Source organism: Pseudomonas sp. CHM02 (assembly GCF_000612585.1).
Taxonomy (GTDB): domain Bacteria; phylum Pseudomonadota; class Gammaproteobacteria; order Pseudomonadales; family Pseudomonadaceae; genus Aquipseudomonas.
The window spans coordinates 45,662-64,002 of the sequence record NZ_JFCA01000004.1 but is presented as its reverse complement, the minus strand read 5'-3'; the positions used below and the strand labels follow the sequence as shown (position 1 = coordinate 64,002).

Sequence of the window (18,341 nt, the reverse complement as noted above, 5' to 3'; positions counted from 1 at the left end):
ATTTAGCGAAACATAAAAACTTGCAAACCCGTGACGATCAACACGCCATTCAACTACAAGGCTACGGGCGAGCTGCTCTCCAGCAGTTCCACCCCCGACAAGCGAAATAGCTGCTCCACGCCCCCAACCCAGTTGCGACCGCCATCTGCACTGGCCAATGATCGAGTGCTGGAAACTGCAGGGCCTGGGCCACCCCTAGCAGATAGCGTGTGATGAAAATCCCAAGGATGACCAGTAATGGAACCCAACTACCGCGCATTATCAGTCGACCCGAAGCCTTATTCCTTGTCACGACGCTGGCATCCATAAAACGCGAGGCGATCGTACCGATTGCAACAAGGCCAGCAAGCCAGAACCCAAAGCCGGCGACCCAATAATCGGTGTACTGAAACACGCCCGCCACCGACAACATCAGCATCCCGATGGGGAGCAGCAAAGCGAGGCTGAACTGCACCTGTCGCGTACGTGTCTGCATCAATCCCAATACGCAAAGCGCGAAAAGTAAACCGAATACCCAACGCGGGGTGTAGCGGAGGATTTCCAGCACGGTCAGTTGTGCAGCCGGGACATCGGCAACTGCGGGCACTACGCGTTTTCCAAACAGAGGGATCTCGTCATCGGGTGCAACAAAAGCAAGCAGCCCAGACAACAAACGCTCATGCACGACTTTGCGGTCCACTCCCGCTTTGTCGGTACAGAGCGGGATACCGTTGACCTTGTCGTCATAATGGCAAACGGAAAGAAACACAAAGTGCCCCTCGTTGCCCTCCAGCAACAGGGTTTTTGCATCCGGTATGGCCGACGCATAGCGAGCACCGTGATGGCTCCACGGCAGGAAGTCATCGTGCAGCGCCCCCACCACCAGTGCTGGAATATGCGAACCCGCCATGGACTGCTCAACCAATGCTGGGCCCAGGGCGGGGTCAAGCAATACTATTTTTCTGACCCGCGGGTCGCGGTAGCTGCCGTTGAACAACGCGATATAGGCGCTTGGTGCTCGCTTGATATCCAGCGCGTAAAAACACGAACGATCAACACCGTCTGGCAGGGACTCGCAGTACTTGGCGAACGCATGAAGATCAAAGCGTGCTCCCGCCAGAAGCGCGGCAGTCTGGCCGCCGGCGGAGTGACCAATGACGATGGCGTCGTCCCAGGCGACGCTTTTTTGAAAGAGATTCAGTTTGGCCAGGGCATCCAGCACCCGCGACACATCCAGCGCCCGCTCCCACACCATACCCGTGGCACGCAAGCTCTGTGTGTGCTTCCCGTATACCCGGGATTCACCGAAATGATTCAGACCAACGACAATGTACCCCTTGGATGCCAAGCCATTACCAACCCAGGCGTAATCGTCTGACGCCCCCATGCTGCCATGTGAAACAACGATGACTTTATGAGTAATCGCTGACTTATCAAGGCACAGCTCTTGCGCACCTGCGGTGCAGACGCCTTCCGGATACCAAATAGCCACATGCATCGGACGCTCAGCATTCAATGCATCGAGGTCTCTCTGCACTTCTCGGACCTGACCGCTGCACACCATCGACAGCAGTGGCAGCATAAAAACTGCCAGCAGGGATAACCACCGCCTCACCATATCCATCCTTGATATCAAAAAAATCGAGAGAGCTTTCAGCCCTAGCCTGTCAATCAAACTCAGATTTTGGAACTGAGATTGACTGGCAACCTATTTTGCCGACGGTCTCGTTACGAAATGACGATACAAACCTTACCGTTATCAATGCGTAGGTTCGTAGCACTCCTTCGGAATGTTCAAGCAATGGGTCATTGCGCGACACACGTCCTGACGCGAAACACGCTGGAGTGAGTGCGCAGATGCGCTTGTATGGAGAACCACAGTCGGCTGACGACGGAATTAGCTGTCGATTATTGCTAGAACGCGAGCCCAAAGCAGTCGAGGTTAATGGCACCTGCTTTGTTGGCGTTCGCGGGTAAATCCGCTCCCTCAAAGTTCGCGTCAGCCTTGGACAAAAGAGGAAGACCACTGCGCTCAAAATGAATCGCTCTTGGTTTCGTAGATACCTCCAAGCCCAGCAAACCAATTAGGCGGATGCAAATATTAGGTTGAACACAGTCGATCGGAGTAGCTGTTCTCGACCGAGAGCGGATTAGCTGGTCCTTGATGAGCCCTGCCCCCCCGCCAGATCCGATGAGGAGTTACACTGAAAGCCATCGACGACCACTCTGCTCCGCCTCAGAGAGCGCCAATCTCGATCGCCCGCATATCCCGCGCTACTGGGGGCAAAACTGAGGGCATATTTTAGTTTTTCCGACCTGAAAATACTGCGCTAGAGCCCAGTCAAAATGTTTTTCGGGGATCCCGACAGCCTTTGAATCACCGAGTCCGACTCAATATCCCGCACCACCACCAGACTCATGAGTCCTCTTCATCGGTCCATCCCGAGTTAACCGTCGAGTTCCCCTGCCCACCTCGCCTGGTGTGTTCACAATGCTTCTGCACGCGCCCTTCCCGGCCCGTGCAGTCTGTGTAAACACCTCTTATGCAAAAGCGCAAACCCGGCAACAGCTCTCTTGAAATCTCGGCCCTTGGCTTCGGCCGCATGGGGCTCAGTCACCGCTACAACGTTATTCAGCGATTTTGATCACAACCTTGCCAAACGCTCCCCTTGCGAGGTGCTCGTAAGCTTCTCGCGCTTTCTCGAATGGGTATACCTCATCAATCACGGGACGGATCTTGTGTTCGTTGAGGAAAACGTTCATCCGGTCAAATGATGAGCGCGGTGCTACGGCGATACCGCGAATGGTCGTCTGGCGGAATATGAGTGGCATCAGATTGAGTTCAACGGTTTGCCCTGTCAGAAAGCCGATCTGCGCGATACGCCCCGATGCCTTGGTGGCTGCCACCGATTGATTGATACCGCTGCCGCCGGCCACATCGAGTAGCAAGTCCACGCCCTTGCCGTCGGTAAGCTTCAGCACTTCGTCCGCCCATTTCGGGGTCGTTCTGTAGTTAATGCCCACCACCGCGCCCAGCCCCTGCACGGCTTGCAGATTCTGGTCGCTGCTCGACGTTGCGATGACCTTCGCGCCAAGCGCCGTCGCGATCTGCACGGCAAATATCGACACACCGCCCGTGCCTTGAACCAATACGGTGTGGCCTGGCTGGATTTGTCCAAAGTCCACCAGCGAATACCAGGCCGTGAGCGCAGCGATCGGCAGTGTTGCCGCCTCTTCGTCGCTCATGTTGTCGGGGGCACCGACGGCGCTGTCTTCATGGATGATCATGTATTCGGCCAAACCGCCGGGCAACGGCGAACCGAAGCAGTAATCGGGTTCGTTCGGCCCTGGCTCGCCATCCAGCCAACGTGAGTAAAGATGCGAGTTGACGCGATCGCCCACTTTGAAACGCGTGACATTGGCACCGATCGCTACCACTGTGCCGGCGGCATCGCTCACCGGAATCAATGGTTTGGGCACGCTGTGCGGCTCATAAATGCCGTCGACGATCGCCTTGTCGCGAAAGTTGAGCGAGACCGCACCCACCTTGACCAGCAACTCGCCGGCCTTTGGTTGCGGGGTCTCGACCTCTCCCAACTGCAGGTTGTCGAGTCCGAAATCTTTCAATAACCAGGCTTTCATTGCGATTCTCCAAACACCCATCAATGGCCTCGAACCAGAACCGGTTCTGCCTTGGGTGTATTTTTTGCTTTTAACGGTGTGCAATAAATGCGTGGGAAAAGACATGATTGTTCTATCCTTGGATAACAATCACGTTCAACTTCGTGAGCCAGACGGGGTTCATAGGAAAGCGTCATGGACTTGCTTCAATCGATGCGACTGTTTGCCAGGCTTGCCGAACTCGGCAGCTTTACAAAAGCTGCCGAATCGCTGGACATCGGACGACCTCAGGTCACTCGGTATATCCAGGAATTGGAGACGTCATTGGGCGTGCGGCTGTTCCAGCGCACCACCAGAAAGGTGGCACTCACCGCCGAGGGCGAAAGGTTCTACGAGCGGGTACAGGACATTCTGGCGGGTATTTCTGCTGCGACGTCAATGTTCGACCGATCCGGAGCAACGCTCGAGGGCCGACTCCGCGTCGATATCCCGACCGCTTTCGCGCAAATGGAATTCATCAAAAGCCTTAAAGAATTCACCGCCGCCTACCCTGGTATCAACCTGATGCTTGGCGTGACCGACCGGGCCGTCGACCTGATCGGTGAAGGTATCGACTGTGCGTTGCGTATCGGGGACCTCCCGGATTCGACCTTGATCGCCCGCCCTATCGCGATGGCGACCATGGTGACGTGTGCAGCGCCCGAATACCTGCACGAGCATGGCGAACCACAGACACTCGACGACCTGGCCTCTCATCGAGGCGTCAACTTCTTGTCCGGTCAGAGCAACAGAACCTTGCCTTGGCATTTCTCGGTAAAGGGTCAGGATCGAGCGTTTGTGAGTAACGCCGGCATCACCGTCACCGAATCGAATGCGTACGTTCAGTGCGGCGTGTCGGGCTTCGGAATCATCCAGGCGCCGGGGATCACCGTGGCCGAGCATCTGGACAGTCGCGGTCTGGTGGAGATTCTAAAGCCCTATCGACCAGCCCGTCGTCCGGTGTCTTTGCTGTACCCGAGCCGGACACACCTGGCTCCACAGGTTCAAGTTTTTATTGAGTGGGTACAGGAGCGTTTTCCGCTGCTTTATTCTGATTGGGTGGAGCCGTAGGGATGCTTGAGTTGGTTCCGTAAATAGGGCGAGGTGGTTATGTAGAGCAGACCGCTAATGGTCGGTTGCTGCGCTTGACGGCAGGCGGCAATCAGTCGATTGGTGTCTGTCGTGAGGGGCAGTAATCGGCCAAGAGCGGATGGCCTTCAGTAGCTTGGTCAACCTCAATTGAAGCTTTAGGGCGTTCACGAGACTTGGGAGATACAGGTCATTAGCCCATTTTGCCGTCAACGGCAGCAGTGCTTGTACTTTTTCTCTGAGCCGCAGGGACATTGTTCGTTCCGGCCTACCGGCGAGCCAACGTAGACCCGTTGGTGCGGTTCGTCTGCGATGGGGGGCGGGACACTTATTTGAAACGTAAGGTGAGGGTAAGCGCTAGCCATAGCTTTCGGTATCTTCTCCCAGATATATGCGGCAAGCCTTCGGCACGCAGGAAGCAGATCCTTATGTTGTGACGTAACAGTGATTTCATCCTGGCAGTTAGTAATGTGCGTCAGCGCTGATTGCAATGCGTCTAGATTGTCCAGTTGCTTTACCAAGCTATGAGCCAGCGCATACCGGGCTTTTATTCGAGTTTTTTCGCTATTGAGGCATTGTTCATAAAGAGTTTGAGCATCAATTTCGCTCCGGCCCGGAATGAGCTTCTGACTGATAAGTCTGCCGAGCTCAAGCATCGCTTCTGGATACTTTTGTTCCGCTGCTTCGATTAGCCAGGCGATAGCTTTCAGGCGGTCATCGGCGAAAGCGTGACCTTGGTGATGCAGCGTGTACAAGTGAAATTGTGCCTGCGGAAATCCAGCCTCGGCAGACTGTAAAGAGCATTCGAATGAAGCATTGAGGTCTCTCGGGCCGCCGATCCCCCGTTCATGCATTTCTCCCAATTGAGCAAGTGCTCCTGGGTGAGACTGGACGGCAGCCTGTTGATACAGCTCTCTTGCGTACTCGAAATCTTGCTCGTATCGAGCCGATCCCCAAAAGTGACAGTCGCCGATAAAAGCTAACGCACTAGCATAGCCTTTATCACTTGCCCGCCAAACCCAGTGTTCACCTTTTTGGCGTTGTTCTTGAAATTCATCACCTTGGAGGCGCGCATGGTAGACGCCGTATTCATACATTGCTTCGACATGCGAACTTTCTGCGGCGAGCTTGAACCAAATATTGGCTTGATCAATAGACTTTCGGGATTCAAGGCCGTAACCGTCATCAGCTCTGAACATTACCTCCGAGGCTTTTAGGGCATTAGCTTTTTCTTTGAAGTGGACTCCGAGCGTGTAGCGCGCCTCAGCGTCTTCCTCAAAAATAGCGATGTAGCTCAATTCGCGAAGGTTGTGCTGTGTGAATGGTGTGACCGTGTATTCAGGGCACTCTCCGAGCACAGGGTTCAGGGAATGCAGATACTCAAGCAATCCGAGGGCGGCGGGCAGCGCCTGGTTAAGCATTTCAGTTGAGTCGTGGGGCGTATAGCTAAACGCCTTCGGGTGAGCCGCAACATTCCCATTTTTTTGTAGGATGCGTAGCGGGTTCAGCACCCTGTGGTCTACCAAACGCCTATCTCGCAGGCACGCGATCTTGCGATCAAGATTCAGATCCCGATCCATAGTCGGAACTAGCGTTTCGCAGAACGCTTCGGCGAAGCTTCTCAAGAAAGTAACTGCATAACCCGGCGTCGAAGCACCTAGGTTCTTTGCCTGTTCGTACAGGTTACCCAACTGAGGGCTGACTCTGTGCGCAAACTCAATATCGTTCATCGTACGGCCTTAAATGCAGGCGGGATTTACCGATAGTGTCGCGTATCCAGAAAGGTACATGAAAGCGACGTTGAAAATACCCCGTGTCGCGTCAATGATCACACAGTGTGAAGTGGTCTACTCAACCAACCAGCCGTTTTGTTTAAAACCAATCCCCGATTCTGGATGACGGTCCGCTTTTGGCCGATTCTGTTGAAAAAGTCGGCTTGCACAAAACGCTCGAATACTGATGGGTGAAAACACCTGTTTTACACGTTGCTACGTGAAATCCAAGGCCTGAACGTTCTGCCCAAAATTCAGATTTCAATCTCAGGCGCGTACTTTTCTGCCGTGGAATTCGAAGTCGACTTTTTCAACACAATCGGCCGATAGCAAACAATCAGCGTTGCCCTTCCCGCCTAACCATCCCCACCCAACACCCCCGCCAACCTCTCCTGCAAAAAACCCACCCAAGTACGCACCTTCGCATCCAAAAACCGCCGCGACGGGTATACCGCGAAAATCGTCCGCTCACGCAGCCGATACTCCGGCAGCAACCTTACCAGCGAGCCATCCTGCAGCGCCGGGTACGCGCTGAAAAACGGCAGCAGGCTAACCCCCATCCCCTCTTGCGTCGCCCTGACCATCGCATCAGCGACGTTGGTCCTGAAGGTGGTGCCGGGTGGAATGCTGATGGCGCCCGCCTCGTCCTGGAACAGCCATTCATCCTCCTGAAAGTCCTGCAGGTGCAGGCGTCGATGCTCCAGCAGTTGGCGGGGATGTTCCGGTACGCCGTGTTTGGCCAGGTAGCCGGGGGCTGCGCAGGGCACGCTGAACAGGTGGCCGATGGTCTGGCTGACCAGGGCGGAATCCGGGAGTGCGTGGGCGATGGAGATGACGACGTCATGCCCTTCTTCGAGGGGGTCGGGGGTGTGTTGGGAGAGCGTCAGCTCCAGGGATACGTCGGGGTGCAGTTCGCTGTAGCGTGCGATCAAGGGGGTGATGAGTACGCCCAGGCCGCTCATGCAGTGCACGCGCAGGTGTCCGCGGGGGTTGAGGTGGGCGCCGCTGGCTTCGGCGCTGGCGTCCCTGACGTCGTCGAGGATGCCACGGCAGCGCAGCAGGAAGCGTTCGCCTGATTCGGTGAGGCTCAGGCGCCGGGTGGTGCGCTGCAGCAGGCGCGTCTGCAGGTGGTGTTCGAGGTCGGCGATCAGTCGTGAGACTTGCGCACCGGACAGGTTCAACACCGCTGCCGCCGCGGCAAAACTGCCGCTGTCGACCACTTGGGCAAATACCCGCATGCCGTTGAACAGGTCCATCAGCCTCGGACCTTGATTGCTACGTAATGCGTACGGGTCATTTACCGGTTCCTGTCTTTAACGCGGCGCCGCAGCCACTACACTGGAGCCTACTGACAGAGGACCCCAGCATGAATATTCGATTTCTCAGCCTTATCCTGCTGTTCACCGCCACCGGGGCTTTCGCCGCCGGCAGCAATGACAGCCCCGCGCTGGATATCCAGCACATCGTTTCCATCTCCGCGGTGCCCGGCAGTTGCCAGGTGGAGCCCGCGACCCTGGTGTACCTTGACAGCCAAGGCACAAGCCACACCGTTGAGTACACGGTGATGGGCACCTGCCAGGGCGGGGTTTAAAGCAGCTTCCAGGTGTAGCTGAGGATCAGTCGGTTCTCGTCGATGTCGCTGCGATAGTTGGAGCGCGCCATTACGTTGCGAACCCGAATCCCCAGGCCGCTCAGCACGCCGCTTTGCACCGCGTAGCCGATGTCGAGGTCACGCTCGCGGTCCTTGCCCTCGTAGCCGGCGCCGGTGTTCACGTTGTCGCCGCTGATGTAGCGCACGGTGGTGGTCAGCCCTGTCAGGCCCAACGCGACGAAATCGTAGTCGTAGCGCACTTGCCACGAACGCTCGTCGGTGTAGGCAAACTCGTAGGTGGGCACCTCGTTGCCCAGCGGAGTGATGTTGGCAAACACGCGCGGGAAGGCGCTGTCGCCGTACATCGCCTGATAACCGACATAGAAGGTATGACCGCCGCGCTTGGCCGACAGCAGCGAGAAAAACGCCTGGTTGTCGATCTTGCCGAGCAATTGGTCGCCGTCCTGCCGCGCATCGTAGTAGCCCAGGTTGGCGCCCAGCACCCAAGACCCAACCGGCTGGCTGTGCTTGAAGCCGACAAAGTCCTGGGCGTAGATGTCCTTCAACTGGCCGTGCCAGAGGCTGACGCTGGTGCGGTTACTGTTGAAGGCATAGTCGCCGCCAAGGTAGTTGAAGGCATCACTCTCGGCCCCGCGTTGCGGCATATGGCCGAGCATGGCGATCATCTTTTCGTCCCCCGCCTCGTTGCGCAGGCGGGTGCTGGTCAAGTGCCCGGCCTGCAGCGTGAGTCCGCTGATCTCGCTGGCGCTGAGGCTCAGCCCCTGGTAGCTCGGCGGCAGCAGGCGAATGTCGCTGAAGGCCAGCACCGGCAGGTTGGGCTGCAGTTCGCCGACCTTCAGTTCTGTCTTCGACAGGCGCGCCTTGAAAGTCAGGCCCAGGCGGCTGTATTCGTCGGCGGCGCGCCCGTCGTCCTTCACCGGCAGCAAGCCGGTGTTGACGCGGTCGGGGCTGCTGTCGAGCTTGAGGCCCAAGGTGCCCAGTGCATCCAGGCCAAAACCCACGGGGCCTGGGGTGTAGCCGGACTTGTAGGTAAGGATGAAGCCCTGGCCCCATTCCTCCGCTCTGGATTGCTGGTTGGCTCCGACGATGTCGGAGAAGTCGCGACTGAAATAATAGTTGCGGGCCTGCAAGGTGGCCGTGGAGTCCTTGAAGAAACCACCCTCGTCAGCCATCGCCGCAAGGGGCGCGCCCAACAAGGCGAGCCAGATACGTTGTGTGTGCATGTCGTTGCTCTTGGTTATTGTTGTTATCGACGTTTGTGCAGGTCACAGCGCCTGGGCGGTCGGGAAGGCCACGCGGTTGCGTCGCTCGTTCAGCGCGAACACCGTCATCGCCAGCGCCGCGATGGCACCGGGAATGGCAAAGGCCATGAAGTTCAGTTGCAGCGGCAGTTCGATCGCCATCAGCGCACCGCCCAGCAGCGGCCCGACGATGGCGCCATTGCGGCCGATGCCGGACGCCCAGCCCAGGCCGGTAGCGCGGATCGACAGGCCATACAATTGCGCCGCCCCCGCATACAGCAGGATTTGCGTGCCGATAGTGGTCGCGCCCGCGACAAAGATCAGCAGGTACAACACCGGCATCGGACTGTTGATGCCCAGCAGGCTGATCGAGATCACCCCGGCAATGAAGAAACCGATGGTCACGGTCACCAGGTTCAACCGATCGCCCAGACGACCACCGAACAGCGCGCCGGCCATGCCGCCGAGGTTCAGGGCCACCAGGAACGACAGGCTCGACCCCAGGCTATAACCGGCGCCGGCCATCAGCTTGGGCAGCCACGAGCTCAACGCGTAGACCATCAGCAGGCAGCAGAAAAACGCCGTCCAGATCATCGCCGTGCGCACCGCCAGGCCATGGCGGAACAACTCCACCACCGAAGCGCCCTTGCCCTTGATGTCGATGATGACCAACTCATCCTCGGCGTTGATCTGGGTGCCCGGCGACAGGCGAGCGAGCAGAGCGCGGGCCTGTTCCGTGCGGCCCTGGCGGATCAGGAAACCAATGGATTCCGGCAGCCAGTACACAATCAGCGGCAACAGCAACAGCGGGATGACCGCGACAAAGAACATCGACGACCAGCCAAAGTGCGGCAGCATGAAAATCCCCACGCTGGCCGCCAGCATGCCGCCGAGGGAATAGCCGCTGAACATGAACGCCATCAGGGTGCTGCGGACTTTTTTCGGCGCATATTCATTGATCAGCGCAGCGGCGTTGGGCATCAGCCCGCCACAGCCGAGCCCGGCGATGAACCGGCAGATGCCGAACTCGGTAGGGCTGCTGGCAAAGCCGTTGATGACCGTGGCGACGCTGAACAGCGCGAAGCAGAACACGATGCCTTTCTTGCGGCCGAAACGGTCCGCCAGGGTGCCGAAGATCAGTGCACCGAACATCATGCCGAACAGCGCGTAGCTGCCCAGGGCGCCAGCCTGCAGGGGCGTGAGGCCCCACTCGCGCATGATCGACGGCAGGACCACGCCGTAGATGAACAAGTCATAGCCGTCAAAGATCAACAGCACCGCGCACAGGCTCACGATCAGCCAGTGGAAGCGGTTGAACGGGGCATTATCAATAATCGAATGGACATCATGGGTACGCATGGCAGTGCTCTCTTTATTGTTGTTGTGAGTCAGTGTCTGCTGGTAGAACGCGCTTCAGCCGAGGTCGCCACCGCCTACCGGCAAGGTCACGCCGGTGATGTAGGAAGCTTCGTCGGACGCCAGGAACAGGATCGCGCCGGCCTGTTCATCGATGCTGCCGTAACGCTTCATCGGGCTACTGTCGAGGGTCTGGTCGACAATCTGCTGGTACCACACGCGCTCCTGCTCGCTCTGCGGCTGGCTGTTGCGCGGGATACGCCGTGGCGGTGCCTCCGTGCCACCGGGCGCGGTGGCGTTGACGCGGATGCCGCTGCCGGCGGTTTCCAGCGCCAGGCAGGCGGTCAGCGCATTCACGCCGCCCTTGGCCGCGCCATACGGCACGCGGTTGACCCCTCGGGTGGCGACGGACGACACATTGACGATGGCGCCGCTGCCCTGCGCCAGCATGTACGGCAGCACGCAATGGCAGCACCACAGCGTCGGGAACAGCGAACGGCGCACTTCGGCTTCGATCTCGACGTCGGCGTAGTGCTCGAACGGCTTGGCCCAAATGGTCCCGCCGACGTTGTTGACCAGAATGTCGATGCGCCCGAACCGCGCCTGGGCGGCAGCCATCACTCGCGCGCACTCGGCGTGCTGTTCGAGGTCGGCGGTCAGCAGCAGTGCGCGCGCATGCTGCAATTCATGCACAAGCTCGGAGCGGTCCACCGCCACCAGCCAGGCGCCCTCCTCCAGCAAGCGCTCGGCGACGCGACGGCCGATGCCCTGGGCGGCGCCGGTGACCAGCGCGACCTTGTTATTGAAACGTTGAGTCATGGGCAGGTCCTCAGGCGGCATCGCAGCTGGCGATGGCGTTGGGGGTGAACTTCTCGTAATGGAAACTGGCCGGGCTCACGCCTTGCGTCTTGAAGTGCTGGCGCACTGCATCGACCATCGGCGGCGGGCCGCACAGGTACACGTCGACATCACCGTCGTTGAGCACCTCGCTGGCCATGTGCTGGGTGACATAGCCCTGGCGGGGATGCACGGTCTGTGGGTCGGCCACGCAGGTCACAACGTGGAAACCGGGCAACCGCGCGCTGAACGCCTGCAGTGCCTCGACCATCACCAGGTCCTGATCGCGTGTAACGCCGTAGATCAGCGTGATCGGCCGGGCTTCCTGACGCTGTGCGAGCACTTCAAGCATCGACAGGAACGGCGCCAGCCCGGTGCCACCGGCCAATAACAGCAGCGGCCGTACCACGTCACGCAGGTAAAAACTGCCCAATGGCCCGGTCATCGGTACGCTGTCACCCGGCTGGGCGCGTTGCAGCCAGCCGCTCATCAGTCCGCCTGGCACGTGCTTGATCAGGAAACTCGCGCTGCGCTCACCGGGGCCGCTGCTGAACGAATACGAACGCGTCTGCCCACTGTCGGGCACGCCGATGTTCACGTACTGACCAGGCAGGAACACCGGCGCCTGATCCAGCTCGAAACTCACCTCCAGCGCTGCATCGGCGTGGCGGATGATGGAGGTCAGCGTCGCGGTGAAGTGCGTGGTGCCGGTCTTGCACGCGCTGGACGGCACCGGAACGGCGATCACGCAATCGGACTGCGGCACCATCTGGCAGGTCAGCACCTGGCGTTCCTGCGCTTCATCGGCGCTCAAGGCGTCTTCGATGTAGTCGTCTCCCAGGTCATAGGCGCCGGTTTCGCAGTGGCATTTGCACGTGCCGCACACGCCGTCCGAGCAATCCATGGGCAGGTTGATACGTTGGCGGAAGGCGGCGTCGAGCACCTTTTCGCCCTCCTTGCAGTCGATGAAACGCGTGACCCCATCTTCGAAGTTCAGGGCAATGGCGTACGTCATGGCAGTGTCCTCAGATGTGGTAGATGTCGATGACCTGGTGGATGTAGTCGTTTTTCAGCACCACCTTCTTGCGCGTGATCAGTGGCTGTTCGGCGCGTGTATCGAGGCGGTAGAACGAGGTGCCGAAATAGCTGTCCGTGGTCTTGTAGCGATGGCTGAGGGTGTGCCAGTTGAACCGCAGCTCTACTTGCGCGCCATCGTCGGCGAGCACCTCGAGGTTGCTGATCATGTGCACGGTGCGCGGCTCGGGCGTGCTGGCGCTGGAGCGCTCGGTCTTGATCCGGAAGACGCGGTCTTCGAGGCCGTCGCGACTCGGGTAGTAGATCAATGAAATCTCGCGTTGCGGGTCTTCGGTGAGGGTGTCGTGGTCGTCCCAGGCGGGCATCCAGTACTCGACTTTGGGTGAATAGCACGCCAGCCATTCATCCCACTGACGGTCGTCCAGCAGGCGCGCTTCGCGGTAGAGAAAATCCAGCAGGCGGTCACGGGACTGGCTCATCACAGCACCTCCCGGTCGCTGGCGATCAGGCCTTGCTGCTCACGTTCGATTGCACGCTGCAGGCTCTCGGCCCAGTGCGCGTGCTGGCGCACGAACAAGCCCTCGTCTTCGGTCTTGACCCCGCTGAGCTGCGGGCGCATGCCCATGGCCTTGGCGTTTTCATCCGCGCCTTCTATCCATTGCTTGGCGCCACGGCTGAGGTCGTTCCACAAGGTACTCGCGCCCTGGTAGCCGGTCTGGCAGGCACGGAACTCCTCCAGGTCGTCCGGGGTGCCCATGCCGCTGACGTTGAAGAAGTCTTCGTACTGACGGATACGCGTCGCGCGCTCCTGGGCGCTTTCGCCGATGGGGGCCATGCAGTAGATCGTCACTTCGGTCTTGTCGACCGCGATGGGCCGCACCACACGGATCTGGGTGGAAAACTGATCCATCAGGTACACATTCGGGTACAGGCACAGGTTGCGGGTCTGGTCGACGATAAAGTCGGCACGTGCCTGGCCCAGGCGTTCGGCCAGCGCCTCGCGGTGGGCATGCACCGGGCGCACTTGCGGGTTGAGCAGGCGCGTCCACAGCAGGATATGCCCGTGATCGAAGGCGTAGACGCCGCCCAGGCTTTTCGACCAGCCGTTGGCGTCTACGGTGCGTGTGCCTTCGGCTTCGTAGTTGCGTCGGCCCATGGTCGCCGAGTAGTTCCAGTGCACGGAACTCACGTGATAACCGTCGGCACCGTTCTCGATCTGCAGCTTCCAGTTGCCGTCGTAGACGTAGGCCGAACTGCCGCGCAGCACTTCCAGCCCCAAGGGCGCCTGGTCGACCATCTGGTCGATGATCACGCGGGTTTCGCCGAGGTAATCGCTCAGTTCGGGCACGTTGTCGCTGAGGCTGCCGAACAGGAAACCCCGGTAGTTTTCAAAACGGGCCAGGCGCTTGAGGTCATGGGAACCGTCACAATCGAAGCTGTCCGGGTAAGCGCCGGTCTTGGCGTCTTTGACTTTGAGCAGCTTGCCGGCATTGCTGAAGGTCCAGCCGTGGAAGGGGCAAGTGAACGAGCCCTTGTTGCCTTGCTTGCGCCGGCACAACATGGCGCCGCGATGGGCGCAGGCATTGACCAGGCCATGCAGGCTGCCGTGTTTGTCGCGGGTGATGACCACGGGTTGGCGGCCGATCCAGGTGGTGAAGTAATCGTTGATCTCCGGTACCTGGCTTTCATGCGCCAGGTAGAGCCAACCGCCTTCGAAGATGTGCTTCATCTCCAGGGCAAACAGTTCGGGGTCGGTGAAGATGTCGCGGCGGCAGCGAAACACCCCGGTGGCGGGATCTTCCTGAACGGACTCGCGCAGTTGCCGGGCGAGTCGGTCGAGTGTACTGGTCATGGGGCAGGCCCTCCGTTGTTCTTGTATCAGGCGCCCTCACCGTACGTGTCTGTCCCACCGACCAATATCCCTTTTCTGCAAATCGCTATCCGCCGGGCGCACGCCGCTTATCGATGGCGTTTCCAGGTCTGCGAAGGCAACTCGCCAAAGCGCTGGCGATAGGCCTCGGAGAAGCGTCCCAAGTGCATGAAGCCATGGTCCAGCGCCACCTCGGTGACGCTGCGCGTGCTGCTCAACTGCAGGCGTGCGTGCACCCGCTCTAGCTTGCGCCGCCGCACATAGTCACGGGGTGACAGGCCTACCTGGCGTTCGAACAGGCTGTACAACGAACGCTCGCTGACCTTGGCCACCGCCATCAGTTGTTCGATGCTGATGTCATCGGTGAGGTGCTGCTCGACGAACTCACGCACCGTCTCGAAGCCGCCACCCTGGGCCGATTGCGGCACCACGCGCAGCACATTGCTGCCCAGCAACGCCAACAGTTTGTTCGCCACGATGCGCTCGTAGAGGCCCTGCATGTGCGGCTCGGCGGCGTTTTCCGCCTCATGGCAGATCAGCCCCAGCAACTGCGCGAACCCGCCCATTTCGCTGAGCGCATGGCGGGCGGTCGCAAAGCGGATACCCGGCTGCGGCAGCGCCCACTGCTGCTCCAGGCAGGCGTTTTCCAGCAGGCGCACGGGCAGTTTGATGATGAATTTTTCGCAGTCGGCGGAATAGGTCAGGTCCACCGGGTCGTCGGGGTTGATCAGCAGGATTTCCCCCGGCCCGAACACATGCTCCACGCCACGGGAGTTGGAGCGGCAATGCCCGGTCAGCAGGATCTGCAGGTGATAGATGGTTTCCAGCGCCACCGACGTGACCCGCACAGGCGCGCCATAACTGATGCGGCACAGGTCCAGGCTGGAAAACGTACGGTGGCTGATGCTCGCCTGCGGCCGACCCTTGGGCGGCAGGCGGATGCAATGGCTGCCGACATGCTGGTTGACGTAGTCCGACACGGCATAAGCATCGGCACGCTGGAAAATCTGGCTGCGCTCACTCAATAGCACGGTCATGGTTGCGCCTCTTTTATAGTTATTGGCCTCAGGCTGACGCCTGGTGTTGCGACCGTCCAATATGGATAAGGTCTGAAGGGATACCCTGGAGGTATGGTGCTTCAATGCCGCTCGATGATACGCGCAAGGCCGCGCATCGGCGCGTTGAGCAGCGAAACGTCTTGATACGTATCCGCCTCGATACCCGTCAGACGGCGAGCGCCCGCCATCCACCGAAAAACCAACCCACATAATAAAAACAGCTGATCTTATAAAATCTCAAAATAACAATATCTAATAATTAGCTTATTCCAAAAAAGACTTTCCCCGCGATTTTTTATAGAGATATCTTCATTTCACAGACCGACCCCATGCCTGGCGGAGGACCTACCCCCTAGCCTCCAGGTTGCCTACATGCCAGACATCGCATTCCCCACCCCTATCAAGAAATTTCACCTGTTCCTGCTGACCAGTTCGCTGCTATTGGCCGCCGCGCCCTCCTTTGCCGAGGCCGCCGCCGAGGATGCCAAGCTCGACACCGTTACCGTGATCTCCACCGGCCTGCGTGGCCAACAGCGCACCGTGGCCGACAGCCCGGCACCGATCGATGTGATCAACAGTGACCAGTTGCTCAAGACCGGTCGCGCCGAGTTGTCCGAGGCAATCGCCAAGCTGCTGCCGTCGTTCAATTTCGGCACCAACATCGCCGGCTACAACTCGGTGACGCGCCCGCTGAGCAACCGCAGCCTTGGGCCGGCCTATACGTTGGTGCTGGTCAACGGCAAACGCCGGCACAACGGTGCCACGGGCCAGCGCGGGTCCATCGACAACAGCGGTGCGAATGCGGTGGATATCGACCTGATCCCGGTGAGTGCGGTGGACCATATCGAGGTGCTCAAAGACAGCGCTGCCGCACAGTACGGTTCCGACGCGGTGGCGGGTGTGATCAACATCATCCTCAAGAACACCCAAAGTGGCGGCCACCTGGAAACCAGCTACGGCCAGCTGTATTCCGGCCAGGGGGAGACCATCAAGGTCGCGGGTGACCAGGGCTTCGAACTGGGGCAAGGCGGCTTCTTTCACTTCTCGGCCGATGCGCGCAAACGCGGCAGCGCGTCGTGGAACGACAAGGCCGACAGCACCGTGCGCGCCTTCGCCGATCCGGCCAGGCAAGCGGCCTGGGACCGGGTGGCGATCAAGAACGGCGACCCCGACCTCAAGGCCTTCAACCTGGCCTACAACGCCGAACTGCCACTGGAAGACCTGACGCTGTACTCGTTCTCTACCTACGGCGAACGGAATGCCGAGGCCGCCAACTACTTCCGCCTGCCCACCGGCACGGCGGCGGTACCCGAAGTGTTCCCCGACGGTTACTTCCCGCTCAACAACATCAAGGACCGCGACTACCAGTTCCTGTTCGGCGGCAAAGGCCAGGTGGCCGAGTGGAACTGGGACTTGAGCACCACCTACGGGCGCAACAACGTGCACCACTCCAGCGACCTGAATATCAACCCGTCGCTGGGCACGGCATCGCCGACCAAATTCGACAACCTGGCGACCTTCCGCTTCGAGCAATGGGTCAACAACCTGGACTTCACCCGCCGCTACGACAGCCTGTTCAACCTGACGCCGCCCGTGCAGGTATCGGCCGGCCTGGAACATCGCTGGGAGCATTTCAGTACATTCGCGGGCGACCCTGAGGCCTATATCACGGGCACCTACCCCGCCGCCTCCGGCGCGCAGGCCGCCGTGACGATTCGCCCGGAAGATGAAGTGAGCCTGATCCGCAACAACTACGCGGGTTACCTGGACCTGGGCTTCGACCTGACCGACCGTTGGTTTCTCGACGTGGCCGGCCGGGTCGAGCATTACGACGATGACTCGGGCAATACCTTCGGCCTGAAGGTGAATTCGCGCTACGAACTGACCGACACCGTGGCCGTGCGCGGCACCGTGGGCACCGGCTTCCGGGCGCCCTCCCTGACCCAGATCGGCTACACCGTGGCCGACAACCGGGTGGCGACCGATGTGAACGGCAACGTGGTGCCGGCGGTCACTCGCCTGACCCCCTCGGGCAGCAACCTGGCCAAGGCCCTCGGCGGCGATGACCTCAAGCCGGAGAAGTCCCGCAACCTCGGGCTGGGCCTGACCTGGCAACCGGCGCCACGCACCAGCATCACCGCCGATGCCTACCTGATCGACATCGACGACCGCATCGCCCTGACCAGCAATATCTACGACCGTGGCAATGGCGCGATCAACGCGATCCTCGCCGCGCAAGGCGTGCCCACCGGCACCTGGGTCAACTACTACACCAACGCCTTCGACACGCGCACCAAGGGCCTGGATGTGGTGGCCGACCACACCACGCCGCTGGACGCCTGGGGCGATGTGCGCTGGAGCCTGGGGTTCAACTGGAACAAGACCACCATCGAAGGCACCCGCGACACACCGGGTGCGCTGGCAGGTTCGGGCGTGACCCTGGTGGGCCGCGACCGCGAAGGCGACCTGACCGACGCATCCCCCAAGACCAAATGGATCCTGGGCGCCAACTGGAAGGTCCAGGACCTGGCCGTCAACCTGCAGACCGCCCGTTACGGCGCGGTGAAGACCCTGGCCGTCAACCCCACGGGCGACCGTAGCTTCGGCGCCAAATGGATCACCGACCTGGACGTCAGTTACACCTTCGTCGACAGCGTCACCGTCAGCATCGGCGGCACCAACATCTTCGACGTACGCCCCGACAAACATGCGGTGTACAGCAACCTCGGCCTCGCGGCCTACGGCAACCCGCCGTTCTACCCAGGCGGCGGCTATTGGTACACCAAGCTGGCCTACGACTTCTGATTCACACCTTGCATGCACCCGAACGCC

The 18,341-nt window shown here is 59.8% G+C and carries 14 protein-coding genes and 1 pseudogene; 4 read left to right on the top strand and 11 right to left on the bottom strand.

The annotated features are described in order from the left end of the window. Nucleotides 1–61 precede the first annotated feature (61 nt). On the bottom strand, nt 62–1,561 hold the full coding sequence (locus BM70_RS0103160) for a DUF6622 family protein (RefSeq protein WP_155952115.1): 1,500 nt from the start codon (nt 1,559–1,561) through the stop codon (nt 62–64). Nucleotides 1,562–2,522: 961 nt separating this feature from the next. Here BM70_RS0103160 and BM70_RS33510 point away from each other — a divergent pair. Then, a pseudogene (locus tag BM70_RS33510) lies at nt 2,523–2,603 on the top strand (aldo/keto reductase); the annotation flags it as partial. Between the two features lie 4 nt (nt 2,604–2,607). Here the strand turns inward: BM70_RS33510 and BM70_RS0103155 are convergent. Next, a complete protein-coding gene (locus BM70_RS0103155; protein WP_025854658.1) occupies nt 2,608–3,621 on the bottom strand; it encodes an NAD(P)-dependent alcohol dehydrogenase in 1,014 nt (337 codons plus the stop codon). Between the two features lie 174 nt (nt 3,622–3,795). Here BM70_RS0103155 and BM70_RS0103150 point away from each other — a divergent pair, with 174 nt between their 5' ends. Beyond that, nucleotides 3,796–4,710 (top strand): LysR family transcriptional regulator, encoded by a 915-nt coding sequence (locus BM70_RS0103150; RefSeq protein WP_025854657.1) that lies wholly within the window; start codon nt 3,796–3,798, stop codon nt 4,708–4,710. Between the two features lie 227 nt (nt 4,711–4,937). Here the strand turns inward: BM70_RS0103150 and BM70_RS0103145 are convergent, their stop codons facing one another. Together BM70_RS0103145 and BM70_RS0103140 are read right to left on the bottom strand one after the other, a co-directional pair. Further along, complete coding sequence (locus BM70_RS0103145; protein ID WP_025854656.1) at nt 4,938–6,458, bottom strand: SEC-C metal-binding domain-containing protein; 1,521 nt, start codon at nt 6,456–6,458, stop codon at nt 4,938–4,940. A gap of 398 nt (nt 6,459–6,856) precedes the next feature. Then, nucleotides 6,857–7,756, bottom strand: coding sequence for a LysR family transcriptional regulator (locus BM70_RS0103140; protein WP_025854655.1), 900 nt, complete (start codon nt 7,754–7,756; stop codon nt 6,857–6,859). 110 nt (nt 7,757–7,866) lie between these two features. Between BM70_RS0103140 and BM70_RS0103135 the strand changes: the two genes are divergently transcribed. Next, nucleotides 7,867–8,091, top strand: a complete 225-nt coding sequence (locus BM70_RS0103135; RefSeq protein ID WP_025854654.1) for a DUF2790 domain-containing protein — start codon at nt 7,867–7,869, stop codon at nt 8,089–8,091. Here BM70_RS0103135 and BM70_RS0103130 read toward each other — a convergent pair. The 7 genes from BM70_RS0103130 to BM70_RS0103100 all read right to left on the bottom strand — a co-directional run bounded on the left by BM70_RS0103130 (nt 8,088) and on the right by BM70_RS0103100 (nt 15,488). Next, nucleotides 8,088–9,335 (bottom strand): OprD family porin, encoded by a 1,248-nt coding sequence (locus BM70_RS0103130; RefSeq protein WP_025854653.1) that lies wholly within the window; start codon nt 9,333–9,335, stop codon nt 8,088–8,090. The two genes, BM70_RS0103135 and BM70_RS0103130, sit on opposite strands and share 4 nt — an antisense overlap. A 42-nt stretch (nt 9,336–9,377) precedes the next feature. Then, on the bottom strand, nt 9,378–10,712 hold the full coding sequence (locus BM70_RS0103125; protein ID WP_025854652.1) for an MFS transporter: 1,335 nt from the start codon (nt 10,710–10,712) through the stop codon (nt 9,378–9,380). A gap of 54 nt (nt 10,713–10,766) precedes the next feature. After that, nucleotides 10,767–11,528: a 1,6-dihydroxycyclohexa-2,4-diene-1-carboxylate dehydrogenase gene (locus BM70_RS0103120; protein ID WP_025854651.1), complete on the bottom strand. Its 762-nt coding sequence runs from the start codon at nt 11,526–11,528 to the stop codon at nt 10,767–10,769. A 10-nt stretch (nt 11,529–11,538) separates the two neighbouring features. Next, nucleotides 11,539–12,561, bottom strand: a complete 1,023-nt coding sequence (gene benC / locus BM70_RS0103115) for a benzoate 1,2-dioxygenase electron transfer component BenC (protein WP_025854650.1) — start codon at nt 12,559–12,561, stop codon at nt 11,539–11,541. Nucleotides 12,562–12,571: 10 nt separating this feature from the next. Beyond that, nucleotides 12,572–13,060 (bottom strand): benzoate 1,2-dioxygenase small subunit, encoded by a 489-nt coding sequence (benB, locus tag BM70_RS0103110; protein WP_025854649.1) that lies wholly within the window; start codon nt 13,058–13,060, stop codon nt 12,572–12,574. Next, nucleotides 13,060–14,433: a Rieske 2Fe-2S domain-containing protein gene (locus BM70_RS0103105; RefSeq protein ID WP_025854648.1), complete on the bottom strand. Its 1,374-nt coding sequence runs from the start codon at nt 14,431–14,433 to the stop codon at nt 13,060–13,062. Before BM70_RS0103105 ends, benB begins: the two co-directional genes overlap by 1 nt. Before the next feature lie 107 nt (nt 14,434–14,540). Beyond that, complete coding sequence (locus tag BM70_RS0103100; protein WP_025854647.1) at nt 14,541–15,488, bottom strand: AraC family transcriptional regulator; 948 nt, start codon at nt 15,486–15,488, stop codon at nt 14,541–14,543. 393 nt (nt 15,489–15,881) lie between these two features. On the opposite strand from BM70_RS0103100, the gene BM70_RS0103095 reads away from it, so the two are divergent. Beyond that, nucleotides 15,882–18,314 (top strand): TonB-dependent siderophore receptor, encoded by a 2,433-nt coding sequence (locus BM70_RS0103095; RefSeq protein WP_025854646.1) that lies wholly within the window; start codon nt 15,882–15,884, stop codon nt 18,312–18,314. Nucleotides 18,315–18,341 lie beyond the last annotated feature (27 nt).

Bases quoted from the DNA above. Each gene is read 5' to 3' on its own strand.
- BM70_RS0103160 (WP_155952115.1), bottom strand. From the start codon at position 1,561: ATGCTGCCACTGCTGTCGATGGTGTGCAGCGGTCAGGTCCGAGAAGTG.
- BM70_RS0103155 (WP_025854658.1), bottom strand. From the start codon at position 3,621: ATGAAAGCCTGGTTATTGAAAGATTTCGGACTCGACAACCTGCAGTTG.
- BM70_RS0103150 (WP_025854657.1), top strand. From the start codon at position 3,796: ATGGACTTGCTTCAATCGATGCGACTGTTTGCCAGGCTTGCCGAACTC.
- BM70_RS0103145 (WP_025854656.1), bottom strand. From the start codon at position 6,458: ATGAACGATATTGAGTTTGCGCACAGAGTCAGCCCTCAGTTGGGTAAC.
- BM70_RS0103140 (WP_025854655.1), bottom strand. From the start codon at position 7,756: ATGGACCTGTTCAACGGCATGCGGGTATTTGCCCAAGTGGTCGACAGC.
- BM70_RS0103135 (WP_025854654.1), top strand. From the start codon at position 7,867: ATGAATATTCGATTTCTCAGCCTTATCCTGCTGTTCACCGCCACCGGG.
- BM70_RS0103130 (WP_025854653.1), bottom strand. From the start codon at position 9,335: ATGCACACACAACGTATCTGGCTCGCCTTGTTGGGCGCGCCCCTTGCG.
- BM70_RS0103125 (WP_025854652.1), bottom strand. From the start codon at position 10,712: ATGCGTACCCATGATGTCCATTCGATTATTGATAATGCCCCGTTCAAC.
- BM70_RS0103120 (WP_025854651.1), bottom strand. From the start codon at position 11,528: ATGACTCAACGTTTCAATAACAAGGTCGCGCTGGTCACCGGCGCCGCC.
- benC (WP_025854650.1), bottom strand. From the start codon at position 12,561: ATGACGTACGCCATTGCCCTGAACTTCGAAGATGGGGTCACGCGTTTC.
- benB (WP_025854649.1), bottom strand. From the start codon at position 13,060: ATGAGCCAGTCCCGTGACCGCCTGCTGGATTTTCTCTACCGCGAAGCG.
- BM70_RS0103105 (WP_025854648.1), bottom strand. From the start codon at position 14,433: ATGACCAGTACACTCGACCGACTCGCCCGGCAACTGCGCGAGTCCGTT.
- BM70_RS0103100 (WP_025854647.1), bottom strand. From the start codon at position 15,488: ATGACCGTGCTATTGAGTGAGCGCAGCCAGATTTTCCAGCGTGCCGAT.
- BM70_RS0103095 (WP_025854646.1), top strand. From the start codon at position 15,882: ATGCCAGACATCGCATTCCCCACCCCTATCAAGAAATTTCACCTGTTC.